Source organism: Burkholderia sp. Bp9142 (genome assembly GCF_003853415.1).
GTDB lineage: Bacteria > Pseudomonadota > Gammaproteobacteria > Burkholderiales > Burkholderiaceae > Burkholderia.
This window is the reverse complement of the sequence record NZ_QTPP01000005.1, coordinates 98,041-124,961: the sequence shown is the minus strand read 5'-3', so window position 1 is coordinate 124,961 and position 26,921 is coordinate 98,041. Positions and strand designations below refer to the sequence as shown.

Here is a 26,921-nt window from a genome sequence, read left to right as displayed (position 1 = left end):
CGATCGCCCGCGGTGGCCGCGGCCGGACCGGTTCGGCCGGGATCGCTCCGCGCCAATGGTAAAATGTCGAATTCTCCTCCCCCTCGTTCGCACCGGCCCCAAAGGCCTCGCCCGATCATGTCCGACACTCGTCCCGATACGCTTTTCGCCCTCACCGCGCTCTCGCCCATCGACGGCCGCTACGCCAGCAAGACCGAAGCGCTGCGCGACTGGCTCTCCGAAGCCGCCTTCATGCGCCACCGCGTCACCGTCGAGGTGCACTGGCTGATCGCGCTGTCGCGCGCCGGCTTCGCGGAAGTCCCGCGCTTCTCCGACGCGTCCGAACAATTCCTGCTGCAGCTCGCCGAGCGCTTCACCGCGCACGACGCCGCGCGCATCAAGGAAATCGAGCGCGTGACGAACCACGACGTGAAGGCCGTCGAATACTGGCTGAAGGAATCGGTGAAGGGCCAGGCCGAACTCGAGAAGGCCAGCGAGTTCATCCACTTCGCGTGCACGTCCGAAGACATCAACAACACGTCGCACGGGATGATGCTCGCCGGCGCGCGCGAGCACGTGATCGTGCCGGCGCTGCGCACGGTCCACCAGCGCCTCGTCGCGCTGTCGCACGCGCTCGCGGAGCAGCCGATGCTGTCGCGCACGCACGGCCAGCCGGCCAGCCCGACGACGCTCGGCAAGGAACTCGCGAACGTCGCCGCGCGCCTCGCGCGCGCGATCACGCGCATCGAGAAGGTCGAGATCCTCGGCAAGATGAACGGCGCGGTCGGCAACTTCAACGCGCACCTGTCCGCGTATCCGGAATTCGACTGGGAAGCGTTCTCGCGCGACGTGATCGAGAACCGCCTGAAGCTGACGTTCAACCCGTACACGATCCAGATCGAGCCGCACGACTACATGGCCGAGCTGTTCGACGCGGTCGCACGCGCGAACACGATCCTGCTCGACCTCGACCGCGACGTGTGGGGCTACATCTCGGTCGGCTACTTCAAGCAGAAGACGAAGGCCGGCGAAATCGGCTCGTCGACGATGCCGCACAAGGTCAACCCGATCGATTTCGAGAACTCGGAAGGCAACCTCGGCCTCGCGAACGCGACGCTGCGCCACCTCGCCGACAAGCTGCCGGTGTCGCGCTGGCAGCGCGACCTGACCGACTCGACGGTGCTGCGCAACATGGGCGTCGCGCTCGGCTACTCGCTGCTCGCGTACGACTCGCTGATCCGCGGCCTCGACAAGCTCGAAGTGAACCCGCAGCGCCTGAACGACGATCTCGACAACTGCTGGGAAGTGCTCGCGGAGCCGGTGCAGACGGTGATGCGCCGCTACGGCATCGAGAACCCGTACGAGCAGTTGAAGGAACTGACGCGCGGCAAGGGCATCACGCGCGAAGCGATGCAGGAATTCGTCGGCACGCTGGCGATCCCGCAGGACGCGAAGGACCGCCTGCTCGCGATGACGCCTGCGTCGTACATCGGCAAGGCCGTCGAGCTCGCGAAGCGGATCGCGTAAGCGCCGCCGTCGCCAGACGGAAAAAAAGCCCGATGCGAGCAATGTCGCATCGGGCTTTTTGCTTTTCGGCCGATCAGAACGAGATCATCCGCCCCGGATTCAGCGCGCTCATCACGCTCATCGCCGCCTTCGCGGCGGGAATCGCGATCGGCGACAGCTGCCGGCCGAGCGGAATCTCGCGATGGTCGATACCGGTCAGCATCGAGAAATCGTCGTTGCGTCCGACGCAATCGTCGCAGATCGCCTTGCCGATCCGCACCGTCTGCGCGACGCCATGCCCGCTCCAGCCCTGCACCATGTACATCGGCACGCGGCCGTCGGTCTTGCGGCTGTCGGTCGCGCCGTTCAGCGTGAAGTCGCTGACGCCGCTCCAGCAGTAGTCGAGCGCGAAGCGGCCGTCATGCTGCGGAAACACCGTGTTCAGCCGCGTCAGCAGATACGCGTTGACGTCCTGCTGCGCCCAGCACGTGCCGGTGCCCTGCCCGCCGAACAGCAGGCGGTTGCCGCGCACCGGCCGGTAGTAGTCGATCTGGAACTGCGTGTCGTACACCGGCATGCCGGCCGGCATCAGCGTCGCGACGTCGACGTCTAGCGGTGCCGTCACGCTCACGTAAGTGAAGAACGGCACGGTGGTTGTGGCGCCGTCATCCAGCAGCCGGAATGTCGTGTTGTGCAGCGCGAGCACGACGCCGCGGCGCGCGGTGATCGTGCCGCCCGGCGTCACCGCGACGACGCCCGCCGGTGTTTCGTCGAGCGCCAGCACCTCGGTGCCCTCGTACAGCGCGCCGCCGTTCAGCCGGAAGCCGTGCACGAGGCCGCGCACCAGCGCGAGCGGATGGAGCTGCCCGCCGAGCGCATCGATCGCCGCGCCGTGATACAGCCCCGAACGCACGTATTCGTCGTGCAGCTGATGGCGGCCCACGAGCGTCACGCCGGCGTCGCCGAGATGGCGGCGTGCGTCCCCGCCGTCGAGCAGCGCGCTCATGTGGCCCGGGTGGACCGCCGCCGTCACGTGGCCGCGCTTGCGGTCGAGATCGAGCGCGTAACGCGCGCCGATTGCATCGATCAGGTCCATCGATTCGGCCGACGCGAAGCGCCACAGCCGCTTCGCGTCGTCGTGCGACAGGTGGTCGATCATGTCGGCCGCTTCCCAGCGCGCGAGGCCCGGCGTGAGCTGGCCGCCGTTGCGGCCCGACGCCGCAGAGCCGACGTGATGCTTGTCGACGAGGATCGTGTCGACGCCCGCTTCCGCGAGATGCAGCGCGGCCGATGCGCCGAGCAGCCCGGCGCCGATCACCAGCACGTCGCATACGGCGTCGTGCGCGAGCGGCGCGCTGTTTTCATGGCGCGACAACGACGCCTCGTACCAGTTGGCCGGACGCTCGCCGTCGTAGCGGGACGGCTCGCACCAGTTCCAGTTGTCCTTTTCGATGTTCAGTTGTGTCGGGTCGAAACGCGATTCTCCCTGGATCAGGGGTTTGTGGCTGGAAGTCATGATTGCACTTGCATGGTCTTGGGCCGCCTGTCGAAGAGCCGTGAGGCTTCGCGGGTGGGGCAGCCGGTTCCACTTGGGTGTCAACGAGATAAAGGGCGCGATGGCCCGTGTTGACGGCAGGCACGCTCGTGTCTGCCTGGATCCCGGACCGTGCAAAGCACGCATTGAAAGGTGCCGGGACACCCAATTTCTACACCGCAGAAATAATTCTACAGCGTAGAATATGCTTTCGTCAAGATGACAGCCCGCCGCCCCACCGCCCAATGAAAGACAAACCCGCCCAAGGCCCGCGCGGCCTCGACAAGGACGCGATCGTCGCGGCCGCGCTCGCGCTGCTCGAAGAGGTCGGCGAAGCCGCGTTCAGCGTGCGCAAGCTCGCGCAGTCGATCGGCTGCGACCCGATGAGCGTGCTGTATCACTTCAAGTCGAAAGAGGGCCTGAGCCGGGCGATCGCGAACGCGCTGTCGCGCTCGCTCGTGCCGGTCGACCCGTCACTGCCGTGGCGCGACCGGCTGCGCGATCTCGCGCGCCAGTACCGCGCGCTCGCGCGGCGCTACCCTGCCGCGTTCGCGCTGCTGCAGCGCCACATGAGCACGGGCCCCGCCGATCTCGCGCACATCGAGGCCGTGCATCGCGCGCTGGCCGATGCGGGCATTGCGCGCGCGGCGCTGCCGTCGGTCTGCGTCGGCTGGTACGCGAGCGTGATCGGGCTCGCCGCGGCCGAGGCCGGCGGCCTCACACGGCCCGCGAACGACGTCGAGCTCGCGGAAATGCATGCGCTGTCCGATGCCGAGCACCCGCTCGTCAAGTCGGCCGCCCCGCTCTATGCGCGGCTCGACCCGGCCGCCGTGCACGACACGATGCTTGACGTGCTGCTCGACGGCATCGCTCGGTACGCGCGCGCGGCCTGACCGGCCGCTTGCGCGCCGCAAATGAAACAGGCGCCCGGGGGCGCCTGTTTCACTGCTGCATGACGATTGCCGCGAACCGCGCTCAGTGCTGCTGCGCGAGGCCGATCTTCACCATCACTTCCTCGACGATCTGTTCGGGCGTCAGTTCGATGCCGACCACGATCGCTTCGTCCGGGCCCGGCTCCTCGAGCGTCTCGAGCTGACTCGTCAGCAGCGACGGATCGAAGAAATGGCCGGTGCGGGTCTTCAGGCGCTCGCGCAATACCTCGAACGAACCCTTCAGATACACGAACCGCACGTCGGTGTCGGTGCCGCGCAGCACGTCGCGGTACGACCGCTTCAGCGACGAGCACGTGAACACGGCCGTCTCGCCCGCGCGCTGCTTTTCCTCGATGGCCTCACGGATCGAGCGCAGCCACGGCCAGCGGTCGTCGTCGGTCAGCGGAATGCCGTGGTGCATCTTCTCCTTGTTCGCCGCGCTGTGAAACGCGTCGCCATCGGTAAAGGTGCACGACAGGCGCTCCGCCAGCATTTCGCCGATTCGCGACTTGCCCGCGCCCGACACGCCCATTGCGATCAGAATCATTGACTACCCCTTGTTACAGAACCACGCTCAGCAGCAGCGTAAAGCTCAGACCGAGCACCGAGATGATGGTTTCAAGCAGCGACCAGGTCTTGAACGTCTGGCCGACCGTCATCCCGAAGTATTCCTTGATCAGCCAGAAGCCGCCGTCGTTCACGTGCGAGAAGATCAGCGAACCGGACCCCGTCGCGAGCACCAGCAGCTCCGGGCGAACCGCCGCGCCCGACGCCGCCGCGATCGGCGCGACGATGCCGCAGGCGGTCGTCATCGCGACCGTCGCCGAACCCGTCGCGAGGCGCATCAGCGCCGCCACGAACCAGCCGAGCAGCAGCGGCGACAGGTGCGCGTGCTTCGCGGTCTCGACGATCTGCTGCGAGATCCCGCTGTCGCGCAGGACGCCGCCGAAGCCGCCGCCCGCGCCGACGATCAGCGTGATACCGGCGATCGGCGCCAGGCACTCGCCGCAGAACTTCTGGATCTGGTCGCGGTTGAAGCCCTGCAGCTTGCCGAACGTGAAGAAGCTCACCAGCACGGCGATCAGCAGCGCGACGTCGGAGTTGCCGGCAAAGCGCAGCAGGCTGTTCGGCAGCGACTTCGGCGCGAAGACCAGATCGGCCCAGCTGCCGACCAGCATCAGGATCACCGGCAGCATGATGGTGAACAGCGTGATGCCGAAACCCGGCAGTTCGCGCTTCTTGCCTTCCGCATGCGATTCGACGAACTGCGCCGCCAGCGGATTGTTCTCCGGCAGCTTCACGAACTTCGAGATCATCAGCGCGAACAGCGGACCGGCAACGATCGCGGTCGGCACGCCGACGATCAGGCCGAACGCGATCGTCTTGCCGATGTCGGCGCCGTACTGCTGCACGGCGAGCAGCGCGGCCGGGTGCGGCGGGATCAGGCCGTGCACGACGGACAGGCCCGCGACCATCGGCAGGCCGACGACGAGCAGCGACTTGCCGGTACGCTTCGCGACGTTGAACGCGATCGGGATCAGCAGCACGAAGCCGACCTCGAAGAACACCGGCAGGCCGACGATGATCGCGACGAACATCATCGCCCAGTGAATGTTCTTTTCACCGAACCAGTCGATCAGCGTGGTCGCGATCCGCTCCGCGCCGCCCGATTCGGCCATCATCTTGCCGAGCATCGTGCCGAGGCCGACGACGACCGCGATATGGCCGAGCGTGTTGCCGTTGCCCGTTTCGAACGACTTGACGATCTTGTCCATCGGCATCCCGACCACGAGGCCGAGGCCGAGCGACACGATGATGAGCACCAGGAACGGGTAGATCTTGAACCGCGCGATCATCACGATCAACGCGACGATCGCGATCACGGTGTAAATGAGCAGCATGCTGCCTTGGACAGCTCCCATGTGACTCCTCCTTGGGATTATTCGAACCGGGCGGATTGACGCGAGTATGCCCGGCTATGCAGGTCTCCGAAACACGGGGGGTACCCACCCCGTGAGGACGCTGAATTTTACTTATCTTTGCGGCCTGCGGATAGAACCGGTTCCATCAGCAAAAACCCTCGGTAAAACAAGCACTAAGCGCTTGATTACCGAGGATCAAACCGTCATTCCGTACAAGTATTAACGATGGAGCTGGCTCGCGGCTTGCGCGAGGCGCGTGACTTCGGCCCAGTCCTGCGCGGCGAGCGCGGACTTCGGCGTGAGCCACGAACCACCGACGCACACGACGTTCGGCAGCTTCAGGAAACTCGGCGCGGTCTCGACCGTGATGCCGCCCGTCGGGCAGAACTTCAGCGCCGGGAACGGGCCGTGGAACGCCTGCAGCATCGGCACGCCGCCGGCCTGCTGCGCGGGGAAGAACTTGACGATCTCGTAGCCGAATTCGAGCGCCTGGATGATGTCGCTCGGCGTCATCACGCCCGGCAGCAGCGGCAGGCCCGCATCGAGCGACGCGAGGTGCAGGTCCTTCGTCAGGCCCGGCGACACGCCGAACTTCGCACCCGCGCGCTTCGCCTGCTCGCAGTGCTCCGGCTTCGTGATCGTGCCGACGCCGACGACGATGTCGTCCGCGAGCTGGCTCGCGCGCTGGATCGCCTCGAGGCCCGCCGGCGTGCGCAGCGTGATCTCGAGCACCTTGACGCCGCCCGCGTGCAACGCGCGCGACACGTGTTCGCCCTGCTCTACCGAGTCGAATGCGAGCACCGGAATGACCGGGCCCAGCTTCACGATTTCAGCAATCGTCTTCATTGATGAAACTCCTTGAAATTCATGCAATTCATGCGGCGACGCCAACGGCCGTTTCGCCGGCCAGCGCCCCGAAAACCGATGCGCCCTGCTCGGCCGGCGCGGCGGCCGCGCGGAACACGCCGAACAGTTCGCGCCCGAAACCCGTTTCGTTGTCGGCCTGGTGCAGCGGCTGCGCGACCGGGCGCGCCTGCCATTCGGCTTCGTCGACCTCGATGTCGAGGACGCCGGCTTCCGCGTCGATCACGAGCGTGTCGCCCGTCTTCACCTTGCCGAGCGGGCCGGCCAGCAGCGCTTCCGGCGACACGTGGATCACGGCCGGCACCTTGCCCGACGCGCCGGACATGCGGCCGTCGGTAACGAGCGCGACGTGGAAGCCCTGATCCTGCAGCACGCCGAGCAGCGGCGTCAAACGGTGCAGCTCGGGCATCCCGTTCGCCCGCGCGCCCTGGAAGCGCACGACCGCGACGAAGTCGCGCTTCAGCTCGCCGCGATCGAATGCCGCCTGCACGGCTTCCTGCGAATCGAACACGATCGCGGGGGCCGTCACCTTGCGGTGCTCGGGCGCGACCGCCGAAATCTTGATCACGCCGCGGCCGAGCCGGCCCTGCATCAGGCGCAGGCCGCCGTCCGGCTGGAACGGGTCGCGAATGCCGCGCAGCACCTTCGTGTCGTGGCTCTCGGCCGTGCCGTCGACCCACGTCAGCTTGCCGTCGATCAGCTTCGGCTCCTTCGTGTAGTGCGACAGGCCCTTGCCCGCGACGGTCGTCACGTCTTCGTGCAGCAGCCCGCCTTCGAGCAGGTTGCGCACCAGGAACGCGACGCCGCCCGCCGCGTGAAAATGGTTCACGTCGGCCTTGCCGTTCGGGTAGATCTTCGCGAGCAGCGGCACGGCGGCCGACAGTTCGTCGAAATCGTTCCAGTCGATCAGGATGCCGGCCGCGCGCGCGATCGCGACGAGGTGCAGCGTGTGGTTGGTCGAGCCGCCCGTCGCGAGCAGCGCGACGATCCCGTTGACGATCGCCTTCTCGTCGATCACATGGCCGATCGGCGTGTACTGGCCACGCTCGACCGTCAGGTCGAGCACGCGGCGCGCGGCTGCGGCGGTCAGCGCGTCGCGCAGCGGCGTGTGCGGATGGACGAACGCCGAACCCGGCAGGTGCAGGCCCATCAGCTCCATCAGCATCTGGTTGCTGTTCGCGGTGCCGTAGAACGTGCAGGTGCCGTGGCCGTGATACGCGGCCGATTCGGCTTCGAGCAGCGCGTCGCGGCCGACCTGGCCGGTCGCGAACTGCTGGCGGATCTTCGCCTTGTCGTCGTTCGACAGGCCGCTCGTCATCGGGCCGGCCGGCACGAAGATGGTCGGCAGGTGGCCGAACTGCAGCGCGCCGATCAGGAGGCCCGGCACGATCTTGTCGCAGATGCCGAGGCAGAGCGCCGCGTCGAACATGTTGTGCGTGAGTGCGATCGCCGTACCCATCGCGATCGCCTCGCGCGAGAACAGCGACAACTCCATCCCCGGGTTGCCCTGCGTGACGCCGTCGCACATCGCCGGCACGCCGCCCGCGAACTGCGCGACGCCGCCGTTCTCGCGCGCGGCGGCCTTGATGATGTCGGGGAAATCCTTGTACGGCGCGTGCGCGGACAACATCTCGTTGTACGAGGACACGATGCCGATGTTCGGCTCGCGGATCGCCTTGATCTGGAACTTGTCGCTGCCTTCGAGACCCGCGAAGCCGTGCGCGAGGTTCGCGCACGACAGCGCGCCGCGCGCCGGGAACTTGCCCTGCGCGCCGTCGATGCGCTGCAGATAGGCGGAACGGGTCGATTGGCTGCGGGCGATCACGCGTTCGGTGACTTTCGCCAGAGTGGGGTGCAGCGACGTCATGCTGGGCGCTCCTGTATGCCGGCGACACCGGCGGTTGGAATCGTGGGGACGGTCGAGTGCATCGAACGAACGAAGGCAGTCTAGTAGAAAAACTACAAGCACGCAATGCGGATCAGCATACGCGCAACCCACATTCCCGCCACCAGCAAGGCTTTACCTAGTGAAAACCCTAATCAACCGCATTACCCACCCCATGAATCGCCGACGATGAAGCTAGTATTTTTATGTAGATTTTCTACAATTCGATTGCGATACACTCGCTCATCCGAACCCGATTTGCATCCGCCGTCCCATGCTGCCTCGCATTGAAGCGATCCGCGCCGAGTTGCGCCCGTCCGAGCGCAAGCTCGCCGACTACATCCTCGCCGCGCCGCGCGAGGTGCTCGACCTCGCGATGACCGAGCTGTCGACCCGCGCGGGCGTCAGCCAGCCGACCATCGCGCGCTTCTGCCAGGCGCTCGGCTGCAGCGGCTTTCGCGAATTCAAGATCCGGCTCGCGCAGAGCGTCGCGCCGGGCGTGTCGTCGGTGTATCGCGACGTCGAGCCCGACGAACCCGCACCCGGCATCATCGGCAAGGTGTTCGACCGCACGATCGGCGCGCTGATCGAGGTGCGCAACAGCCTGTCGGCCGGCAGCGTCGCCGACGCGATCGCGCTGCTGTCGAACGCGTCGCGCATCGAGTTCTACGGCGCCGGCGGCTCGGGCATCGCCGCGCAGGACATCCAGCACAAGTTCTTCCGGCTCGGCGTGCCGAGCGTCGCCTATTCGGATCCGCACACGTTCTCGATGTCGTCGGCACTGCTCGGGCCGCACGATGTCGTCGTCGCGATCTCGAACACCGGCCGCACGCGCGACATCGTCGATGCCGCGCGCTCCGCGCTCGCGTGCGGCGCGAAGGTCGTCGCGATCACGCAGAGCCATTCGCCGCTCGCGAAACTCGCGACAGTGAGCCTCGCGTCGAACGTCGCCGAGGAAACCGACGTGTTCTCGCCGATGACGTCGCGGATGTCGCATCTCGCGATCGGCGACATCCTCGCGGTCGGCGTCGCGCTGTCGCGCGGGCCCGCGCTGATGGAACGGGTCGGCCGTGCGAAGGAAGCGATCACGCGCCGCCGGATCGACGACGGCGCGAAGGATTGAGCAGGCACCGCGCCGACCGCGCGTAAACGAATAACGGCGCCCCGCGGGGCGCCGTTGCGCATCAGGCGGCACCGGCACCCTCGCCGGCCATGCCGCTCAGAACGGCTTGATCACGACCAGCGCGACCGCCGCCAGCATGCCGAGTACCGGCAGTTCATTGAACACGCGATACCACTTGTCGGTGCGGCGGTTCTCGCCGCGCTCGAACACGCGCAGCAGGTGCCCGCAGTACGCATGGTAGATCACGAGCAGCAGCACCACCGTCACCTTCGCGTGGATCCAGCCCTGCCCCTGGCCGATGCCGATCACGAGCCAGAGCCACAGCCCGCATGCCAAGGCCGGCACCGCGATCATCGTCATGAAGCGGAACAGCTTGCGCGCCATCAGCAACAGGCGCCGCACCGCGGCCGGATCGGTCTCCATGGCCAGGTTCACATAGATGCGCGGCAGGTAGAACAGCCCCGCGAACCACGCGGCGATCAGCACGATATGGAACGTCTTGACCCAGAGCATTGCCATCGGTTGCGCGCCTCGCGTTACTGTCGGCCTTCGCCGTGCCCGAGCACGACGTACTTCAGCGACGTGAGCCCTTCCAGGCCGACAGGGCCGCGTGCGTGCAGCTTGTCGTTCGAGATGCCGATTTCCGCGCCGAGGCCGAATTCGAAGCCGTCCGCGAAGCGGGTCGACGCGTTGACCATCACGCTCGCCGAATCGACTTCGCGCAGGAAGCGCATCGCGCGGTCGTGATCCTCGGTGACGATCGCATCGGTGTGGTGCGAGCCGTAGTGGTTGATGTGCTCGATCGCGGCGTCGAGGCCGTCGACGACCTTGATCGCGAGCACCGGCGCGAGATATTCGGTGTGCCAGTCTTCCTCGGTTGCATCGACGAGCGGGCCGACGCCCGCCTCGGCGAGCACCGCGCGCGCGGCCGCATCGACGCGCAGCTCGACCTGCTTGTCGCGATACAGCTTGCCGAGCGGCGGCAGCAGCGTCGCCGCGACGCCGCTCGCGACGAGCAGCGTCTCCATCGTGTTGCAGGTGCCGTAGCGATGCGTCTTCGCGTTGTCGCACACCGTCAGCGCCTTCGCGAAATCGGCGCGATCGTCGACATACACGTGGCAGATGCCGTCGAGGTGCTTGATCATCGGCACGCGTGCCTCGTTGATCAGGCGCTCGATCAGGCTCTTGCCGCCGCGCGGCACGATCACGTCGACGTATTCGGTCATCGTGATCAGCTTGCCGACCGCCGCGCGATCGGCCGTCGCGACGACCTGCACGGCATCCTGCGGCAGGCCGGCCGCCTCGAGCCCTTCGCCGATCAGCTTCGCGAGCGCCGCGTTCGATTCGAGCGCCTCGGAGCCGCCGCGCAGGATCGTCGCGTTGCCCGACTTCAGGCACAACGCGGCCGCGTCGATCGTCACGTTCGGGCGCGACTCGTAGATGATGCCGATCACGCCGAGCGGCACGCGCATCTGGCCGACCTGGATCCCGCTCGGGCGGTACTTGAGATTGCCGATCTCGCCGATCGGGTCGGCCAGCGACGCGACCTGGCGCAGGCCTTCGACCATCGTCTTCAGCGCGTTGTCCGACAGCGTCAGGCGGTCGATGAACGCCGCATCGAGCCCCTTTTCGCGAGCGCGGGCGACGTCGCGTGCGTTCGCATCCTTCAGCGCCTGCGCATCGCGCTCGATCGCGCGGGCCACGGCGTCGAGCGCCGCGTTCTTCGCGGCCGTGCTGGCGCGCGCCATCGCGCGGGAAGCGTGCCGGGCACGGCGGCCCAGATCCGTCATGTACTGGTCGATATCCATCGTGTGACTCGAGAAGCGAGCCGCTTGGCGCGGCGTGAATGCGTGGGGAAGCGTGGCGCGCGGCGGCAAGCGGGCCGCGCCATCCATCGAAATATTGTAAGCGGGTTGCGATGCGTGCGCTGAAGGCCCGGACTTAACGCCGCACGCGACCCGCGGTCGGCGGTCGCTCACCGTGGGCGCCCGCGACCGTCATCGCGAGCTGGAACAGGCCGTCCCACGGATCGGGCGGCGGATCGTCCTGCGTGCGGCGGCCCGGCGTGACGGCCGACAGCCCCTTCACCTGCCGGTCGAGCTTCGCGGCGAACGCGAGCGCCTTCTCGAGCCCGGTTTCCGACACGCGGTTCAGCGCGGGGCCGATCAGCCGCTCGCGCGGGCCCCACACGCGGTTTTCGCGCAGCAGCGTGGCCAGCGGCTTGCCGGCCGTCGTGCCGCGCTTGATCCGCAGCAGCGTGCGCAACTCCTCGACGACGGCCCACATCACGAGCACGATCGCCTCGCCCTCGCCCTTCAGCCCGTCGATCATCCGCGCGAGCCGCGCGGCGTCGCCCGCGAGCATCGCCTCGTTCAGCTTGAAGACATCGTAGCGCGCGACGTTCAGCACCGCGTCGTGCACCTGCTCGAACGACAGCACGCCCTGCGGATAGAGCAGCCCGAGCTTCTGGATCTCCTGGTGCGCGGCGAGCAGGTTGCCCTCGACGCGCTCCGCGATGAACTGCAGCGCACGCCGGCCATCGTCGCCGGGCGCGACGCGCTGGCCCTGCATCGACAGACGCTGGCCGATCCAGTTCGGCAGTTGCGCGCGGTCGACCGGATCGATCTTCAGCGCGACGCCGCCGTTCTGCAACGCGGTAAACCACGCGGATTTCTGCGTTGCAGCGTCGAGGCGCGGCAACGTGACGAGCATCAGCGCGTCGGGATTGGGCGCGGCCGCGAGCGTCTTCAGCGCATCGGCGCCTTCCTTGCCGGGCTTGCCCGACGGAATGCGCAGCTCGATCAGCTGGCGCTCGCCGAACAGCGACATCGCCTGGGTTGCGCCGAGCAGCACGCTCCAGTCGAAGCCGCGCTCGACCGTATGCACCGAACGCTCGGTGAAGCCGGCCGCGCGGGCGGCCGCGCGAATGCGGTCGCACGCCTCCTGCGCGAGCAGCGGCTCGTCGCCGAAGACGGTATAGAGCCCGGCCAACCCCTTCGCGAGGTGCGGCTCCAGCGCATCAAGTCGCAGTTGCATCGATACGTGCGCCGTCGATCAGAGCGGCGGCGGCGGCAACGGCGCGCGCGGCGCGACGCCCGGCACCACGTCTTCCGGCGCCGGCGTCAGCGAGTGGACGATCGCGAGACGCCGCATCAACTGGTCGACCGCATCGTTCTGCATGTCGCCGTACAGGATGTCGGCTTCCTGCGCCTTCGCGTTCGTGTACTGGTCGCTGTACGTCATCGCACGGTTCAGCGCGATCGCGCTCGGCGGGATCAGCACGGTGCCGTCCTTGCTCGTCAGCGTGTAGTTCAACGTGTAGAACAGCGCGTATTCCTGCGCGGAGCCGTACTTGTTGAGCGTCAGCGTGTTCTGGCCGCGCGACTCCCACATGCGCAGCACGGCGTCGGCGTCGTCCGCCGACTTGACGATCTTCGTGTCGCTGCCGGCCTCGACGAGACGCACCAGGCGCGCCTCGACGGGCGCCGGCGCGCCAGCCACCAGCAAGTGCTTGAACGCGTAGTCCTGCTGGCCGCGCAACTGGAAACCGCATGCCGACAGCGCGACCGCGCTGCCGACGAGCACCAAAAACGATCTGCGGATCACCTTCGCTCCTTCTGTGTGCGCCCGACGGCCAACGGCCGTCAGACGACGATGTTCACGAGGCGGCCGGGCACGACGACGATCTTCTTCGCCGGCTTGCCGTCGCTGAACTTCGCGAACGCCTCGTCGGCCACCGCCGCGGCTTCGATCACCTCGCGGCTCGCGTCCTTCGCGACCTTCAGCGCGCCGCGCACCTTGCCGTTCACCTGCAGCACGAGCTCGATCTCGGCCTGCTCGAGCGCGGCCTCGTCGACCTTCGGCCAGGGCGCGTCGAGCAGCGGGCCGAATTCGTCCGCGTAGCCGAGCGCCTTCCACAGCTCGAACGTGACGTGCGGCACGACAGGGTACAGCACGCGCAGCAGCACGCCGTACGTCTCGCGCAGCACGCCGGGCGTCGCGCCCTTCGCGCCGTCGATCGCGTTCAGCATCTTCATCGCGGCCGACACGACGGTGTTGTACTGCAGACGCTGGTAGTCGAAATCGGCCTGCTTCAGCACGCTGTAGATCTCGCGGCGCAGCGCCTTGTCGGCGTCGCCGAGCGCGGCCGCGTCGAAGCCCGCACGCACGGCGAGCGCTTCGCGATTCGTCGCACCGAAGCTCCACACGCGGCGCAGGAAGCGGCTCGCACCCTCGACACCCGCGCCCGACCACTCGAGCTGCTGCTCCGGCGGCGCGGCGAACATCGTGAACAGGCGCGCGGTGTCCGCGCCGTACTGGTCGATCAGCACCTGCGGATCGACGCCGTTGTTCTTCGACTTCGACATCTTCTCGATGCCGCCGAGCACGACCGGCTGGCCGTCGGCGTTCAGCGTCGCGCCGACCGGGCGGCCCTTTTCGTCGAACGTGACGGTCACGTCGGCCGGGTTGTACCAGGTCTTCTTGCCCGACGCGTCCTCGCGGTAGAACGTCTCGTTCAGCACCATGCCCTGCGTCAGCAGGTTCTTGGCCGGCTCGCCGAACTTCACGAGGCCGAGGTCGCGCATCACCTTGGTCCAGAAACGCGAGTACAGCAGGTGCAGGATCGCGTGCTCGATGCCGCCGATGTACTGGTCCATCGGCATCCAGTAATCGGTGCGCGCGTCGACCATCGTCTCGGCGTCCGGCGCCGTGTAGCGCGAGAAGTACCACGACGAATCGACGAAGGTGTCCATCGTGTCGGTCTCGCGCTTCGCGGCCGCGCCGCACTTCGGGCACGAGCAGTTCAGGAACGCTTCCGACTTCGCGAGCGGGTTGCCCGAGCCGTCCGGCACGAGGTCTTCCGGCAGCACGACCGGCAGGTCCTGCTCCGGCACCGGCACGTCGCCGCACGACGGGCAGTGAATGATCGGGATCGGCGTGCCCCAGTAGCGCTGGCGCGACACGCCCCAGTCGCGCAGGCGCCACGTGACCTGCTTGTCGCCGAAGCCGCCGGCCTTCAGGTCGGCCGCGATCGCGTCGACCGCCGCGCCGTAAGCGAGGCCGTCGTACTTGCCGCTGTTGACGCAGGCCGCGACGTCCTTGTCGCCGTACCACTCCTGCCACGCGTCGAGCGAGTACGTCTGCCCTTCGGCCGCGATCACCTGCTTGATCGGCAGGTCGTATTTCTTCGCGAACGCGAAGTCGCGCTCGTCGTGCGCGGGCACGCCCATCACCGCGCCTTCGCCATAGCTCATCAGCACGTAGTTGCCGATCCAGACCTCGACCGGCTCGCCCGTCAGCGGGTGCGACACCGAGAAGCCCGTCGCGACGCCCTTCTTCTCCATCGTCGCGACATCGGCCTCGGCGACGCCGCCGCGCTTGCATTCGTCGATGAACGCCTGCAGTTCCGGCTTGCCCTGCGCGAGGCGCGTGGCGAGCGGGTGCTCGGCCGCGATCGCGCAGAACGTGACGCCCATGATCGTGTCGGCGCGCGTCGTGAACACGCGCAAGAGCGCCTTCTCGCCGTCGAGTTCGTACGGGAAGCCGAAGTTCACGCCGAAGCTCTTGCCGATCCAGTTCTGCTGCATGATCTTCACGCGCTCGGGCCAGCCGAGGCCGTCGAGATCGTTCAGCAGCTCATCCGCGTACTGCGTGATGCGCAGGTAGTACATCGGGATCTCGCGCTTCTCGACGAGCGCGCCCGAGCGCCAGCCGCGACCGTCGATCACCTGCTCGTTCGCGAGCACGGTCTGGTCGACCGGGTCCCAGTTCACGGTGCCCGTCTTCTTGTACGCGATGCCCTTCTCGAGCATCTTCAGGAACAGCCACTGGTTCCACTTGTAGTAGTCGGGCTTGCACGTCGCGATCTCGCGCGACCAGTCGATCGCGAGGCCCATCGACTGCATCTGGCCCTTCATGTAGTCGATGTTGTCGTAGGTCCACTTCGCGGGCGGCACGCCGTTCGCCATCGCGGCGTTCTCGGCCGGCATCCCGAACGCGTCCCAGCCCATCGGCATCAGCGTGTTGTAGCCGTTCATCCGCAGATAGCGGTACATCACGTCGTTGATCGTGTAGTTGCGCACGTGACCCATATGCAGCTTGCCGGACGGGTACGGCAGCATCGACACGCAGTAGAACTTCGGCTTCTGCGAATCTTCCTTCGTCTTGTAGGCATCGGCTGCGCGCCAGTCGCCCTGGGCGGCGGCTTCGACGTCGGCGGGTACGTATCTCTCGTGCATGGTGTGGTTCGGACTAGGCTTTAAGCGGCGCGCCACGAGGCGGGCACGCGGAAGTGGACGAAATCGGGCGGCCCGGCGGCGGGAGCAGGCTCACGGTTCTCTGGCCTGCATCATGGTTTCCGGATATTCGCCGGGTAACCCGGAGATTCTCCAGGTTACCCGGCGAAACCCTGCCAACCGGGCGAAAACGACGATTATACCGTCCGTGGCGGGCGGTACGGCCGGTCTCGCGGGACGGGACGCATTCTTGCCTGCACGGGGCTCGCAGGCAGCCGACAGGTCAGGGTTTCGCGCCCGCGGCAGCCGGCGCGGCAGCCGGCGCGGCGCCCGCCGGCGGCACGTCGGTGACGAAGCCGATCCGCACGAGGCCCGCGGCCTGCGCGGCGCCCATCACCTGCGCGATCACGTCGTAGCGGGTCGCGCGCGACGCGCGCAGCCGCAGCTCGGGCGGTGCGGCGCTCGCGGCGGCGGCCCGCAAGCGCGCCGGCAGCGCGTCGAGTGCGACGGGTGTGTCGTCCCAGTACAGCTTGCCGGCGTCATCGATCGACAGCGTGACCGCTTGCGGCGTGTCGCGCGCGACGCTGGCCGCGACCTTCGGCAGGTCGAGCCGGATCGCGTGCGTCATCAGCGGCGCGGTGATGATGAAGATGACGAGCAGCACGAGCATCACGTCGATCAGCGGCGTCATGTTGATCTCCGCCATCGGCGCGGACGTCTTGTGGTGCTCCAGTCCGCCGAATGCCATGGTCGTTCCTCCCGGCCGCGCGTCAGGCGCCTTGCGCGCACACGAATACGTGCAGGTCGCGCGCGAAGCCGTCGAGCTCCTCGGCGAGCTGGCGCACGAGCCGCCCGAGGATGTTGTAGGCGAGCACCGCGGGGATCGCGACGACGAGCCCGAACGCGGTCATGATCAGCGCCTCGCCGACCGGCCCCGCGACGTTCTCGATCTGCGCCTGCCCGCTCGCGGCGATGCTGCCGAGCGCGTGGTAGATGCCCCACACGGTGCCGAGCAGCCCGACGAACGGCGCGGTGCTGCCGATCGACGCGAGCAGCACCTGGCCGAACTCGAGCCGCCGCTGCGAGCGCAGCATCGCGTGACGCAGCGCGCGCAGCACGCGTTCGCTGCGCTCGACACGCGCGGCCAGCGCGGCCGGATCGTGTTCGTCGGCCGCATCGCGCGCGGCTTCGGCGAGCGGCACGAACACGCGCTCGCGATCGGTGCCGGCGAGCGCGGCGATGCCCGCGTCGAGCGACGCCGCGCGCCAGAACGCGGCGAGCGCGCGCGGCCCCTGCCGCTTCGCGCGGACCAGCAGCCAGGCTTTCATGACGAGGAAGCACCAGCTGGCGACGGACATCGCCAGCAGCACATAGGCGACGGCGTGCGTGATCGCATCGCCGCTTTCGAGGTAGTGGACAACGCCGGTGGGAATCGCCATCGGAGTTTCCCCGTGTGGGTCAGCGCAGGCCGAGCACGTCCTGCATGTCGAACAGGCCGGCGCCGCGCGCCGACAGGAAGCGGACCGCACGCAGCGCGCCCTGCGCGTACGACACGCGGCTCGACGACTTGTGCGTGATCTCGATCCGTTCGCCGATCCCGGCGAACAGCACCGTGTGATCGCCGACGATGTCGCCGCCGCGCACGGCCGCGAAGCCGATCGTCGACGGATCGCGTTCGCCCGTCACGCCCTGGCGGCCGTATACCGCGCAGTCGTCGAGCGAGCGCCCGAGCGCGCCGGCCACGGCCTCGCCCATCATCAGCGCGGTACCCGACGGCGCGTCGACCTTGTGACGGTGGTGCGCCTCGATGATCTCGATGTCGTAACCGTGCGAGAAATGCTTCGCCGCGAATTCGAGCAGCTTCAGCGTGACGTTCACGCCGACGCTCATGTTCGCCGCGAACACGATGCCGATCCTGCCTGCCGCGGCCTGCAGCTCGGCCTTCTGCTCGGCGGTGAAGCCGGTCGTGCCGATCACGAGCTTCACGTCGTGGCGCAGCGCGGCCGCGACGTGCGCGATCGTGCCTTCCGGCCGCGTGAAGTCGATCAGGTAGTCGGCCTGCGCGAACACGGCATCGAGGTCGTCGGTCAGCTTGATCCCGGTTTCCTTGCCCAGGAACGCACCTGCGTCCTGGCCGAGGAACGGCGAATCGGCGCGGTCGAGCGCGCCGACGAGCTGCGCGTCGGAATCGTTGAGAACGGCTTCGATCAGCATCCGGCCCATACGGCCCGATGCACCGGCAATCGCAATCTTCATGGCTTTCTACACGACAGGTCTAAAGGCGGGCGGCGCATGCCGCCCTGTTTCCGCACGCTGGCCGCTTACTGCGACTGGGCCGGCGCGGTGAGCGGCTGGTTCTGCAGGTTGTCGGAGCCTTGCGGGCCGACGGGCGGCGACGCCTCGCTCGGCACGTTCGGCTGCGGCGGCCGATGGAACTGGAACTGCGGCTGGATCGCCGGCGCGGCGCCCGGCGGCTGGCCGCCCGGCACCGGCGCGCCGGCCGAGGCCTGCGCGGACGGCGTGAAGCGGCGGGCGGTCGCGCCCTGGCCCGACACCTGGTTGGTCGCGCGGTTCGCCGCGCGCGCCGCCTGGGCATTCGCATCCTGGTCGACCGCCGCGCCGGATGCCGCCCCGGCGGACGGGCTCGCGGCAGCGGCAGCCTGCGCGGCGCTCGCAGCGGCAGCGGCTTCGGCCGCCTTCTTCGCCGCGGCGGCGGCCTTCGCCTTCTTGCCGCCGCGGTCGCCGTCGATATCGGCCAGCAGGTCGAGTTCGGACGGCAGGTTCTCGGCGCCCGACCAGCTCGCGAGGCGATCGCCCGAGAACGTCAGCACGAGGTCGCGCTGCTGGACGACGGACGTCGAGCCGCGCTTGAAGTAAAAGAGGTAATCCCAGCGGTCGGCATGGAACATGTCCGACAGCAGCGGCGTGCCGAGCAACGCGCGGACCTGCTCGCGCGTCATCCCGGCCTGCAGCTGCGCGGCCTTCTCCTGCGACACGAAGTTGCCCTGCACGACAGTGATCCGATAGGGCGTGATGCTCTGCGCGATGCGCTGCGTCACGCTGTCGTACGACGAACAACCAGCCAGCGCGGCAACGGCGGCGGCAGCGATGATGGCACTCCGCATGCGACTCCTCTGAAAGTGCGAAAGAGATTCCGGGAACATTTCCGTCACCGTGCTGGCCCGCGTCGCGGGTCGCGCGTGTTTCTGGAACGGCGAAAAGCCGGTAACATTGAAGCCCTGCATTGTACTCTAGGGATGCCTAGCCATGACCAATCCGACGGATCTCAAGAATATCGGGCTAAAGGCCACCCTACCGCGCCTCAAGATTCTCGAGATCTTCCAGCAGAGCCCCGTGCGTCACCTGACGGCCGAAGACGTCTACCGCAACCTGCTCAACGAGCAGCTCGACATCGGGCTTGCCACCGTTTACCGCGTGCTCACGCAGTTCGAGCAAGCCGGCCTGCTCACGCGCAGCAACTTCGAATCCGGCAAGGCCGTGTTCGAACTGAATGAAGGTTCGCACCACGATCACCTCGTCTGCCTCGATTGCGGCCGTGTCGAGGAATTCTTCGATGCCGAGATCGAAGGCCGCCAGCAGGCGATCGCGAAGGAACGCGGCTTCCGGCTCCAGGAACACTCGCTCGCGATGTACGGTTCCTGCACGACCGAGAACTGCCCGCACCGCAAGCACTGATCCGCATCCTGCGCGCATGCGCGACGGCCCGGCCGGCATCTCGCCGCCCGGGCCGTGTTCTTTTCGGGACAGGAATGAAAGCGGCCCGCGCGTCGCGTGCGGGCCGGGCCGGAACGTTTTCAATCGATCGTGCGGCGGCGAGCCGTGCCGCCGCCGCGCGATCGTCGATGCTCGATGATCGACGCCTGAGCCTGATGCGTGATCCCGCCTTCGCGCGCGTCAGGCCGCGCTCGCGCGCGCCGGCTCGAACTCGAGCGCCCACGCGTCGTCGAGCGGAATCTCGTCGCAGTTCGGCTGCGGGCCGCCGCGGTCGACGATCACGAAGTCGCTGACCGCGTCGAGCGCGAGCAGCGGATGGTGCCAGACACCCTTCGCGTAATTCACGCCCTGCCAGCCTTCGGCCAGGAACGCGCGCATCGCGTCGGGCCGGAACTCGCCGGCCGGCGCGACGACGATCGCGTAGCGCGACACGGCCGCCAGCGGGATGAATGCCTGGCTGCCGTGCGGATGCCGCTCCATCAGCGTGATCGCGACCGGCAGCGCGCGCGGCTGCGCGCGAAACACGCTGACGAGCGGCCGGCCGCCGTCCGCGCAGACGTCGATCGTCGCGAGATCGTGGAAGCGCTCGGTCGTGCCGCCGTTGATCGGAAAGTGCCGCGCGCCTTCGAGCGCGATCACGTCGCCGAACGGCGCGAACGCCTCGCGGGTCAGGCGCTCGACGCGCAGGATGCGGGGTGCGCTCATGCCCTTGCCCTCCTTCAAGCCGGATCGCCCCACAGACGCAGGCGCGACACGCCGCCGTCCGGGAAGATGTTGAAGCGCACGTGCGTGACGGGGCCGAGTGCCGCGAGCTGGTCGAACGTATGCACGTGGTCCATCTGCAGCTTCTGCTCGCCGAGCAGTTCGGCCCAGAACATCGCCTGCGTGACGAGCGAATCGTCGGTGCCGCCCGTGACCCGCGCGGCCTGCAGCGAACAGCGGTCGGGGAAGTTGCCCTTGAAGAACGCCGTATCGACCTCCACGCGCCGGATGATGCCCGGCCGCGCCAGCGCGACGATCGCCCAGTCGTTGCCGGGCTCGCGGCGGCGCCGCGTTTCCCAGCCGTCGCCCATGTTCGCGCCGCGCCCCGGCATCAGCATCTGCGAGGCCGGGCCGAAGTGCTGGTTGTTCGCGGCCACCAGGTAGCCGCCGTTCTCGATCGCCGCGAGATCGACGAGCTCGCCCGCCGGCACGTGGCGCCAGTCGCGCTGCGGCTGGCCGTACACGCGCAGCCGCGCGAGCCCGCCGTCCGGATACAGGTTCACGCGCAGGTGCGTGACCGGCCGCGCATCGTCGACGCTCACGTAGTGATGCGAATTGCCCTGCAGCGTCGTCGCGGGAACGATCGTGCGCCATTCGGCGTCGTCCGGCGGCGTGTCGCCGTCCACCGCGCAGGCCTCGATCGACGCGGCCGGCGGGAAGTTGCCGGTGAAGTGGCTCGTATCGAGATCGACGCCGTAAATCACGCCCGGCCGCGCCAGCCGGACCACGCAGAAGTCATGGCCGGTGGTGCGCTTGCGGCGTGTCTCCCAGCCGTCCATCCACTTGCCGTGGTCGTCGTACTTGCCGGGAATGAAGACCGCCGGCTCGGGATTCAGCATGCGCTCCTTCGGTGCGAAGAATTCGTCGCTGGCGAACAGCGCCTGCGCGCCCAGGCGCGGGTCGGCGAGGTTCATGTAGCGTCGCGTGAAGGCCGGCGCGTTCGGGTCGAGGATGGGGGCTGCCATGTCGTCTCCATTGATCTTTAGAGGGGCCGGCGCGTCGTCGCGCCGGCCGCGGGAAGTCGATCGCGCGACGCGGTCGGGGAAGCCGCTTCGCGCGGGGGTGCGCTCAGAGCGCGTGCGCCTGGTCGCCGGCGACCGGTGCGTCGCTGCCCTGCGCGTCGGCCACGTAGCGCAGTTCGCGGTTCAGCACGCGCTTCGCGCGGGCCCGATCGATGTCGTTTTCCCACACCGCGACGACCACCGTCGCAACGCAGTTGCCGATCAGGTTGGTCAGCGCGCGGGCGATCCCGACGAACCAGTCGACCGGCAGGATCAGCACGAGGCCCAGCACCGGAATCGCGGGAATCGCCGACAGCGTCGCCGCGAGGATCACGATCGCCGAGCCCGGAATTCCGTGCGCGCCCTTCGACGTGACGAGCGACACGAGCAGCACGACGATCAGGTCATGCGTGGACAGCGGCGTGTTGGTGGCCTGCGCGATGAACAGCACGGCGAGCGTCAGGTAGATCGAGAAGCCGTCGAGGTTGAACGAATAGCCGGTCGGAATCACGAGGCCGACCGTCGAATCCTTGATGCCCATGTATTCGAGCTTGCTCATCACCTGCGGCAGCACCGCGTCCGACGATGCCGTGCCGAGCACGATCGACAGTTCCTCGCGCAGGTAGCGGATCAGCTTGAACACCGAGAAGCCCGCCATGCGCATCACCGCGCCCAGCACGACCGTGACGAACACGAAGCAGCTCAGGTAGAACACCGCGACGAGATAGCCGAGCTGCTTGAGCGATGCGACCCCGTACTTGCCGGTCGTGAACGCGATCGCGCCGAGCACGCCGAGCGGTGCAAGCTTGATGATGAAGCCGATGATGCGGAAGAACACGTGCGACAGTTCCTCGATCAGGCTGTTCACGCGCTGCGCCTTGTCGCCGAGCAGCGACAGCGCGGAGCCGAACAGCACCGCGAACACAAGGATCTGCAGGATGTCGCCCTTCGCGAACGCGTCGATCGCGGTGTCGGGGATGATCTTCATCAGGTAGCCGGCCGTGTCCTTCAGGCTTTCGGCGTTCTTCGCGTACGACGCGAGCGAGGCCGCGTCGAGCGAGCGCAGGTCGATGTTCATCCCGACGCCCGGGCGCGTGAGCCACGCGAGTACCAGACCGATGCCGAGCGCGAGCGTCGTCATGATCTCGAAGTAGATGACGGCCTTCAGGCCGACCCGGCCGACCTTCTTCAGGTCGCCCGCATTGGCCATCCCGCTGACCACGACGCAGAACACGATCGGGCCGATGACCATCTTGATGAGCTTCAGGAAGCCGTCGCCGAGCGGTCGCAGCGACTCGGCGAAATGCGGGAAGAACGCGCCGAGCGCGACCCCCAGGATTAGTGCGACGACTACCCGGCCAAACAGCGAGTTGAGGAATTTCGACACGGCGCTCTCCCGATCCAACGGTTGCAGTTTCGTCTGTTCATACTGGTAAGACCAGTGATGTTATGGTGGATAGTAGGAAGCCGATATAGTCGCGTCAAGGACGGATCGAATAGGGATTTCCCGCCCCGTCGCGTGTGCGTGCGATGCACCAAACGGGGGCTGATCGTGGCTTTCCCGTAGGCCGCGCTTGCACCGCGCGCGTGCGGATTACAATACCGGTCAGACCGGCCATCGTTCACATCATGAAAAATGTTCCGCACACCGTGACCGACGCCGCCATCGCGACGATCCGCGACCGGATCGAGGCAGGCGTATATCCGGTCGGCAGCCTGCTGCCGGCCCAGCGCCAGCTCTCCGAGGAGCTGGAGATCAGCCGCGCGTCGCTGCGCGAGGCGCTGTCCACGCTCGAGGCGCTCGGGATGCTGCGCATCCGCGCCGGCAAGGGCGTGTATGTCGAAAGCGCGCAGGCGACGGCCGCCCATCCGTGGCAGTTCGCCGAGCAGTCGTCGCCGCCCGACACGTACCAGATGCGCTATGCGCTCGAAGGGTTCGCCGCGCGGATGGCCGCGCACGTCGTCACCGACGACGACATCGCGTGGTTCGAGGACAACCTCGCCGGCCTGCACGTCGCGCTGACCGAAAGTGCGCTCGACGAAGCGTCGCGGCTCGACTTCGACTTCCACATGCGGATCATCCATCTCGCGGGCAACGCGGCGATCGAGTCGGTGCTGCGCAGCAGCGCGGACATCATGAAGGAAAGCCAGCGCATGCCGTTCTACCGGCGCGAGCTTCTGCTGTCGACATGGCACGAGCACCGCGCGATCGTCGACGCGCTGATCGCCCGCGATGCGGCAGCGGCCGGCACCGCGATCGAGACGCACATCACGAACGCCGCGCAGCGCGCGGGCATCTTCTTCCCGACGCCGGGCGCGTGACGCAGCGTCATGCAGCCATTCCGACGGGCAGATCGGCCCGCTCGAGACCGTCGGCGCGCTCGCGGCGACGTCGGCTGTGGCTCGCGTCGCAGCGCGTGGGCGCGCGGCAAGCCACGCAATAAGCCGCTCCCGCGTCATCAATTGAAAAGGCACGCTCCGCGAACCCGCGGGCGTGCCTTTTTTGCGTCGGCGCAATCGCGCGCCATCAGCGGATAATCATGCGCCCTCGTCCGCGAAATCGATCAGCACCTTCATCGCGCGCTGCCGGTCGCCGGCCAGCTCGAACGCGTGGTTCGCGTCGCGCATCGGAAACACGCCCGTCACGGCCGGGCGCAGGTCGACGCGCTCCGCATTGATCAGCTGCACCGCGAGCGCGAATTCCGCATGGAAGCGGAACGAGCCGCAGATCGACAGTTCCTTCGCGACCACGACGTTCTGCGGCAGGCTGACGTCGCCGCCGAGCCCGAGCTGCACGACGACGCCGCGCGGCCGCATCACGTCGAGGCCGTCGCGCAGCGCGCGCGCATTGCCCGAACACTCGATCATCACGTCGAACGTGCCCTTGTCGGCGCCGTGGCGCGCGACCCAGCCGCCGTCGGTCGCCGCGTTGATCGTGCGGTCGGCGCCGAGCGCGCGAGCAACCTCGAGCGGCGCATCGACCACGTCGGTTGCGACGATCTCCGCCGCGCCGTGCACGCGCGCCGCCGCGACCGCCAGCACACCGATCGGCCCGCACCCCGACACGAGCACGCGCCGGCCGATCAGCGGGCCCGCGCGCGATACCGCGTGCAGCCCGACCGCGAACGGCTCGGCGAGCGCCGCGAGCGACAGCGGCACATGGTCCGCCACCTTCACGCACTGCGCGGCGTCGCACACGAGCGCGTTGCGAAACGCGCCCTGCACGTGCGGCATGCGCATCGCGCTGCCGTAGAAGCGCATGTCGAGACACTGGTTCGGCAACCCTTCGAGGCAGTAGCGGCACGCGCCGCACGGGCGGCTCGGATTCACCGCGACGCGATCGCCGACCTTCACCGACGTCACGTCCGGCGCGACCGCCGCGACCGTGCCGGCCACTTCATGGCCGAGCACCATCGGCTGCTGCAGCCGGATCGCGCCGAAGCCGCCATGCCGGAAGTAATGCAGGTCGGAGCCGCAGATGCCGCCCATCGCGACATCGACACGCACCTGTCCCGGGCCGATCTCGCCCGCGTCCTGCTCTTCGAGCCGCAAGTCGTTCGGCCCATGGATCACGAGACACATGCAACGCATACGCATGACGTTCCTCCCTTCCCTAGACGGCGCTGGTCAGCCCGCCGTCGACGAACAGCGTCTGGCCGTTCACGAAATCGGATGCGGCCGACGCGAGGAAGATCGCCGCGCCGCACAGCTCGTCGACGCGCCCCCAGCGTCCGGCCGGCGTGCGCTTGCACAGCCAGTCGGAGAACGCCGCGTCGTCGACCAGCGCGCGATTCAGTTCGGTCTCGAAATAGCCGGGCGCGAGGCCGTTCGCCTGGATGCCGTGACGCGCCCAGTCGGCGCACATCCCTTTCGTCAGCATCCGCACCGCGCCCTTCGTCGCCGCATACGGCGCGATCGTCGGCCGTGCGAGTTCGCTCTGCACCGAGCAGATATTGATGATCTTGCCGCGGCCGCGCGTGATCATGTGGCGCGCCACCGCCTGCGCGACGTTGAACACACCGTCGAGATTCACGCGCATCAGCGCGTGCCAGTCGTCCGGATCGAATGCATCGAGCGGCGCGCGGCGCTGGATGCCCGCGTTGTTCACGAGGATGTCGATCGCGCCGACGCGCGCCTCGAAATCGTCGATCGCCGCGCGCACCTGCGCGTGCTCGGCGACGTCGAACACTGCGTAGTCGGCCGCGAAGCCTTCCTCGCGGAAATGGCGCGCGAGCGTCGCGGCCTTCTCCTCATTGCGATCGTTGATCACGATTGCCGCACCGGCTTGCGCGAGCCCGCGGGCGAGCGTCAGCCCGATCCCGCGTCCGGAACCCGTGATCAGTGCGCGGCGGCCGTCCAGGCGGAACCGGTCAAGCGCGTTGCTCATGCATGTCTCCTCGTGCCATCGAGCCGGCCGCCGGTCGCGGCCGGTCTCGCGTCGAGGGTATCTTCGGCGCTCGGCCGGGGGCGCGCCAATGGTCTTTTTTGATCCGGTTATCATGAAATCCGATCACCGTTCGCCGCCGGCCGCCCATCATGGAACTCAAGCAATTGCGCGCCTTCGTCACACTCGCGGAAGAGCTGCATTTCGGGCGCGCCGCGCAGCGCCTGTTCATCGTGCAGTCCGCGCTGAGCATGCAGATCAAGGCGCTCGAGGAAGCGCTCGGCGCACGGCTGTTCGAGCGCGACCGCCACAAGGTCGAACTCAGCGACACGGGGCGCGTATTCCTGCCCGAAGCACGGGCGACGCTGCAGCAGGCCGCGCGCGCGGAGCAGATGGCGCGGCTGTCGAGCCGCGGCGAGATCGGCACGCTGCGCATCGCGTTCGTGTCGTCGGTGCTGCCGACGCTGCTGCCGGCCGTGCTGCGCACGATGCGCGAGCGCTATCCGCTGATCACGGTCGAACTGAAGGATTTGCCGACGCCCGACCAGGTCACCGCACTGCGCGACCGGCGCATCGATTTCGGGATGATCCGGCTGCCCGCCGCGTATGCGGGCATCGGCACGCGCGTGGTGCTCGAGGAAGGCTTCGTCGTCGCGCTGCCGCTCGACCATCCCCTCGCCGCGCACGCCACGATCGCGCCGGCCGCGTTGCGCGGCCAGCCCGCGTTCGTGCTCGCGCGCCGCTACGCGCCCGGCTTTCACGACGACATGCTGCTCGCGCTGAGCCGTGCGGGCACGACGCTCGAGATCGGGCAGGAATTCGGGGAATTCACGACGATGCTCGCGCTCGTCGCGGCCGGGATGGGCATCGGGCTGATCCCGGCGCAAGCCGCGAGCGCACTGCCGCCGAACGTGCTCGCGCGGCCGCTCGACCTGGCCGGCCACCGCACCGGCATCGGGCTCGCGTGGACCGACCTCGACAGCCCGCTGAAACACGCGTTCGTCGACGCGCTCGAACACGTGACGGCGAACGCCGGGCAATAAAAAACCCGGCCGGTA

Annotated in this window: 25 protein-coding genes; 6 read left to right on the top strand and 19 right to left on the bottom strand. The window is 68.0% G+C overall.

What is annotated here, in order from left to right:
• Positions 1 to 117 precede the first annotated feature (117 nt).
• Positions 118 to 1,506, top strand: coding sequence for an adenylosuccinate lyase (purB, locus tag DIE22_RS07870; RefSeq protein WP_124604833.1), 1,389 nt, complete (start codon positions 118 to 120; stop codon positions 1,504 to 1,506).
• Between the two features lie 73 nt (positions 1,507 to 1,579).
• Here purB and DIE22_RS07865 read toward each other — a convergent pair whose 3' ends face one another.
• Positions 1,580 to 3,001, bottom strand: a complete 1,422-nt coding sequence (locus tag DIE22_RS07865) for an NAD(P)/FAD-dependent oxidoreductase (RefSeq protein WP_124604832.1) — start codon at positions 2,999 to 3,001, stop codon at positions 1,580 to 1,582.
• A gap of 263 nt (positions 3,002 to 3,264) precedes the next feature.
• Here DIE22_RS07865 and DIE22_RS07860 point away from each other — a divergent pair, with 263 nt between their 5' ends.
• Positions 3,265 to 3,912, top strand: coding sequence for a TetR/AcrR family transcriptional regulator (locus DIE22_RS07860; RefSeq protein ID WP_124500296.1), 648 nt, complete (start codon positions 3,265 to 3,267; stop codon positions 3,910 to 3,912).
• Between the two features lie 82 nt (positions 3,913 to 3,994).
• On the opposite strand, the gene DIE22_RS07855 is transcribed toward DIE22_RS07860, so the two are convergent.
• The 4 genes from DIE22_RS07855 to edd form a co-directional block, all read right to left on the bottom strand.
• Positions 3,995 to 4,498 (bottom strand): gluconokinase, encoded by a 504-nt coding sequence (locus DIE22_RS07855; RefSeq protein WP_124500285.1) that lies wholly within the window; start codon positions 4,496 to 4,498, stop codon positions 3,995 to 3,997.
• Positions 4,499 to 4,511: 13 nt separating this feature from the next.
• Positions 4,512 to 5,873 carry a GntP family permease gene (locus DIE22_RS07850; protein WP_124500284.1) on the bottom strand — a complete coding sequence of 454 codons (1,362 nt, stop codon included), beginning with the start codon at positions 5,871 to 5,873 and terminating at the stop codon, positions 4,512 to 4,514.
• A gap of 219 nt (positions 5,874 to 6,092) precedes the next feature.
• Positions 6,093 to 6,719 carry a bifunctional 4-hydroxy-2-oxoglutarate aldolase/2-dehydro-3-deoxy-phosphogluconate aldolase gene (gene eda, locus DIE22_RS07840; protein ID WP_124500283.1) on the bottom strand — a complete coding sequence of 209 codons (627 nt, stop codon included), beginning with the start codon at positions 6,717 to 6,719 and terminating at the stop codon, positions 6,093 to 6,095.
• A 28-nt stretch (positions 6,720 to 6,747) separates the two neighbouring features.
• Complete coding sequence (gene edd / locus DIE22_RS07835) at positions 6,748 to 8,604, bottom strand: phosphogluconate dehydratase (protein ID WP_124500282.1); 1,857 nt, start codon at positions 8,602 to 8,604, stop codon at positions 6,748 to 6,750.
• 292 nt (positions 8,605 to 8,896) lie between these two features.
• On the opposite strand from edd, the gene DIE22_RS07825 reads away from it, so the two are divergent.
• Positions 8,897 to 9,745 carry a MurR/RpiR family transcriptional regulator gene (locus DIE22_RS07825; protein ID WP_011350936.1) on the top strand — a complete coding sequence of 283 codons (849 nt, stop codon included), beginning with the start codon at positions 8,897 to 8,899 and terminating at the stop codon, positions 9,743 to 9,745.
• A 96-nt stretch (positions 9,746 to 9,841) separates the two neighbouring features.
• Here DIE22_RS07825 and DIE22_RS07820 read toward each other — a convergent pair whose 3' ends face one another.
• From DIE22_RS07820 to DIE22_RS07780, 9 genes are all read right to left on the bottom strand, one after another.
• Positions 9,842 to 10,264, bottom strand: a complete 423-nt coding sequence (locus tag DIE22_RS07820) for a CopD family protein (protein ID WP_006760213.1) — start codon at positions 10,262 to 10,264, stop codon at positions 9,842 to 9,844.
• Between the two features lie 17 nt (positions 10,265 to 10,281).
• On the bottom strand, positions 10,282 to 11,553 hold the full coding sequence (locus DIE22_RS07815) for a glutamate-5-semialdehyde dehydrogenase (protein WP_124604831.1): 1,272 nt from the start codon (positions 11,551 to 11,553) through the stop codon (positions 10,282 to 10,284).
• 133 nt (positions 11,554 to 11,686) lie between these two features.
• A complete protein-coding gene (gene holA / locus DIE22_RS07810) occupies positions 11,687 to 12,781 on the bottom strand; it encodes a DNA polymerase III subunit delta (protein WP_124604830.1) in 1,095 nt (364 codons plus the stop codon).
• 18 nt (positions 12,782 to 12,799) lie between these two features.
• Positions 12,800 to 13,351, bottom strand: coding sequence for an LPS assembly lipoprotein LptE (gene lptE, locus DIE22_RS07805; protein ID WP_124500279.1), 552 nt, complete (start codon positions 13,349 to 13,351; stop codon positions 12,800 to 12,802).
• Between the two features lie 38 nt (positions 13,352 to 13,389).
• The gene (gene leuS, locus DIE22_RS07800; protein ID WP_124604829.1) at positions 13,390 to 15,984 is read right to left on the bottom strand and encodes a leucine--tRNA ligase; all 2,595 of its coding nucleotides are present in this window, start codon (positions 15,982 to 15,984) and stop codon (positions 13,390 to 13,392) included.
• 280 nt (positions 15,985 to 16,264) lie between these two features.
• A complete protein-coding gene (locus DIE22_RS07795) occupies positions 16,265 to 16,729 on the bottom strand; it encodes a biopolymer transporter ExbD (protein WP_124500277.1) in 465 nt (154 codons plus the stop codon).
• Between the two features lie 22 nt (positions 16,730 to 16,751).
• Positions 16,752 to 17,420: a MotA/TolQ/ExbB proton channel family protein gene (locus DIE22_RS07790; RefSeq protein WP_124500276.1), complete on the bottom strand. Its 669-nt coding sequence runs from the start codon at positions 17,418 to 17,420 to the stop codon at positions 16,752 to 16,754.
• A gap of 19 nt (positions 17,421 to 17,439) precedes the next feature.
• Positions 17,440 to 18,237, bottom strand: coding sequence for a 4-hydroxy-tetrahydrodipicolinate reductase (dapB, locus tag DIE22_RS07785; protein WP_124500275.1), 798 nt, complete (start codon positions 18,235 to 18,237; stop codon positions 17,440 to 17,442).
• 65 nt (positions 18,238 to 18,302) lie between these two features.
• A complete protein-coding gene (locus DIE22_RS07780) occupies positions 18,303 to 19,106 on the bottom strand; it encodes an outer membrane protein assembly factor BamE (RefSeq protein WP_124500274.1) in 804 nt (267 codons plus the stop codon).
• 142 nt (positions 19,107 to 19,248) lie between these two features.
• Here DIE22_RS07780 and fur point away from each other — a divergent pair, with 142 nt between their 5' ends.
• Positions 19,249 to 19,677 (top strand): ferric iron uptake transcriptional regulator, encoded by a 429-nt coding sequence (gene fur / locus DIE22_RS07775; RefSeq protein ID WP_011350926.1) that lies wholly within the window; start codon positions 19,249 to 19,251, stop codon positions 19,675 to 19,677.
• Positions 19,678 to 19,896: 219 nt separating this feature from the next.
• Here the strand turns inward: fur and DIE22_RS07770 are convergent, their stop codons facing one another.
• The 3 genes from DIE22_RS07770 to DIE22_RS07760 all read right to left on the bottom strand — a co-directional run bounded on the left by DIE22_RS07770 (position 19,897) and on the right by DIE22_RS07760 (position 22,866).
• Positions 19,897 to 20,421: an ureidoglycolate lyase gene (locus DIE22_RS07770; RefSeq protein ID WP_124500273.1), complete on the bottom strand. Its 525-nt coding sequence runs from the start codon at positions 20,419 to 20,421 to the stop codon at positions 19,897 to 19,899.
• A 14-nt stretch (positions 20,422 to 20,435) separates the two neighbouring features.
• Positions 20,436 to 21,443, bottom strand: coding sequence for an allantoicase (alc, locus tag DIE22_RS07765; RefSeq protein ID WP_124500272.1), 1,008 nt, complete (start codon positions 21,441 to 21,443; stop codon positions 20,436 to 20,438).
• Between the two features lie 103 nt (positions 21,444 to 21,546).
• Positions 21,547 to 22,866 (bottom strand): C4-dicarboxylate transporter DctA, encoded by a 1,320-nt coding sequence (locus DIE22_RS07760; RefSeq protein WP_124500271.1) that lies wholly within the window; start codon positions 22,864 to 22,866, stop codon positions 21,547 to 21,549.
• Between the two features lie 242 nt (positions 22,867 to 23,108).
• Between DIE22_RS07760 and DIE22_RS07755 the strand changes: the two genes are divergently transcribed.
• A complete protein-coding gene (locus DIE22_RS07755; RefSeq protein ID WP_124500270.1) occupies positions 23,109 to 23,801 on the top strand; it encodes a FadR/GntR family transcriptional regulator in 693 nt (230 codons plus the stop codon).
• A gap of 216 nt (positions 23,802 to 24,017) precedes the next feature.
• Here DIE22_RS07755 and DIE22_RS07750 read toward each other — a convergent pair whose 3' ends face one another.
• Both DIE22_RS07750 and DIE22_RS07745 read right to left on the bottom strand, forming a co-directional pair.
• On the bottom strand, positions 24,018 to 25,076 hold the full coding sequence (locus DIE22_RS07750) for an L-idonate 5-dehydrogenase (protein ID WP_124500269.1): 1,059 nt from the start codon (positions 25,074 to 25,076) through the stop codon (positions 24,018 to 24,020).
• Positions 25,077 to 25,092: 16 nt separating this feature from the next.
• Complete coding sequence (locus tag DIE22_RS07745; RefSeq protein WP_124500268.1) at positions 25,093 to 25,866, bottom strand: SDR family NAD(P)-dependent oxidoreductase; 774 nt, start codon at positions 25,864 to 25,866, stop codon at positions 25,093 to 25,095.
• Between the two features lie 149 nt (positions 25,867 to 26,015).
• Between DIE22_RS07745 and DIE22_RS07740 the strand changes: the two genes are divergently transcribed.
• Positions 26,016 to 26,906 (top strand): LysR substrate-binding domain-containing protein, encoded by an 891-nt coding sequence (locus DIE22_RS07740; protein WP_124604828.1) that lies wholly within the window; start codon positions 26,016 to 26,018, stop codon positions 26,904 to 26,906.
• Positions 26,907 to 26,921: the final 15 nt, after the last annotated feature.

Coding starts and splice junctions, on each gene's coding strand:
- DIE22_RS07815 (WP_124604831.1), bottom strand. CDS start 11,553: ATGGATATCGACCAGTACATGACGGATCTGGGCCGCCGTGCCCGGCAC.
- fur (WP_011350926.1), top strand. CDS start 19,249: ATGACCAATCCGACGGATCTCAAGAATATCGGGCTAAAGGCCACCCTA.
- DIE22_RS07770 (WP_124500273.1), bottom strand. CDS start 20,421: ATGAGCGCACCCCGCATCCTGCGCGTCGAGCGCCTGACCCGCGAGGCG.
- eda (WP_124500283.1), bottom strand. CDS start 6,719: ATGAAGACGATTGCTGAAATCGTGAAGCTGGGCCCGGTCATTCCGGTG.
- DIE22_RS07855 (WP_124500285.1), bottom strand. CDS start 4,498: ATGATTCTGATCGCAATGGGCGTGTCGGGCGCGGGCAAGTCGCGAATC.
- dapB (WP_124500275.1), bottom strand. CDS start 18,237: ATGAAGATTGCGATTGCCGGTGCATCGGGCCGTATGGGCCGGATGCTG.
- DIE22_RS07790 (WP_124500276.1), bottom strand. CDS start 17,420: ATGGCGATTCCCACCGGCGTTGTCCACTACCTCGAAAGCGGCGATGCG.
- DIE22_RS07755 (WP_124500270.1), top strand. CDS start 23,109: ATGAAAAATGTTCCGCACACCGTGACCGACGCCGCCATCGCGACGATC.
- holA (WP_124604830.1), bottom strand. CDS start 12,781: ATGCAACTGCGACTTGATGCGCTGGAGCCGCACCTCGCGAAGGGGTTG.
- DIE22_RS07850 (WP_124500284.1), bottom strand. CDS start 5,873: ATGGGAGCTGTCCAAGGCAGCATGCTGCTCATTTACACCGTGATCGCG.
- DIE22_RS07820 (WP_006760213.1), bottom strand. CDS start 10,264: ATGGCAATGCTCTGGGTCAAGACGTTCCATATCGTGCTGATCGCCGCG.
- DIE22_RS07780 (WP_124500274.1), bottom strand. CDS start 19,106: ATGCGGAGTGCCATCATCGCTGCCGCCGCCGTTGCCGCGCTGGCTGGT.
- DIE22_RS07745 (WP_124500268.1), bottom strand. CDS start 25,866: ATGAGCAACGCGCTTGACCGGTTCCGCCTGGACGGCCGCCGCGCACTG.
- alc (WP_124500272.1), bottom strand. CDS start 21,443: ATGGCAGCCCCCATCCTCGACCCGAACGCGCCGGCCTTCACGCGACGC.
- edd (WP_124500282.1), bottom strand. CDS start 8,604: ATGACGTCGCTGCACCCCACTCTGGCGAAAGTCACCGAACGCGTGATC.
- DIE22_RS07795 (WP_124500277.1), bottom strand. CDS start 16,729: ATGGCATTCGGCGGACTGGAGCACCACAAGACGTCCGCGCCGATGGCG.
- purB (WP_124604833.1), top strand. CDS start 118: ATGTCCGACACTCGTCCCGATACGCTTTTCGCCCTCACCGCGCTCTCG.
- leuS (WP_124604829.1), bottom strand. CDS start 15,984: ATGCACGAGAGATACGTACCCGCCGACGTCGAAGCCGCCGCCCAGGGC.
- DIE22_RS07825 (WP_011350936.1), top strand. CDS start 8,897: ATGCTGCCTCGCATTGAAGCGATCCGCGCCGAGTTGCGCCCGTCCGAG.
- DIE22_RS07865 (WP_124604832.1), bottom strand. CDS start 3,001: ATGACTTCCAGCCACAAACCCCTGATCCAGGGAGAATCGCGTTTCGAC.
- DIE22_RS07860 (WP_124500296.1), top strand. CDS start 3,265: ATGAAAGACAAACCCGCCCAAGGCCCGCGCGGCCTCGACAAGGACGCG.
- DIE22_RS07740 (WP_124604828.1), top strand. CDS start 26,016: ATGGAACTCAAGCAATTGCGCGCCTTCGTCACACTCGCGGAAGAGCTG.
- DIE22_RS07750 (WP_124500269.1), bottom strand. CDS start 25,076: ATGCGTATGCGTTGCATGTGTCTCGTGATCCATGGGCCGAACGACTTG.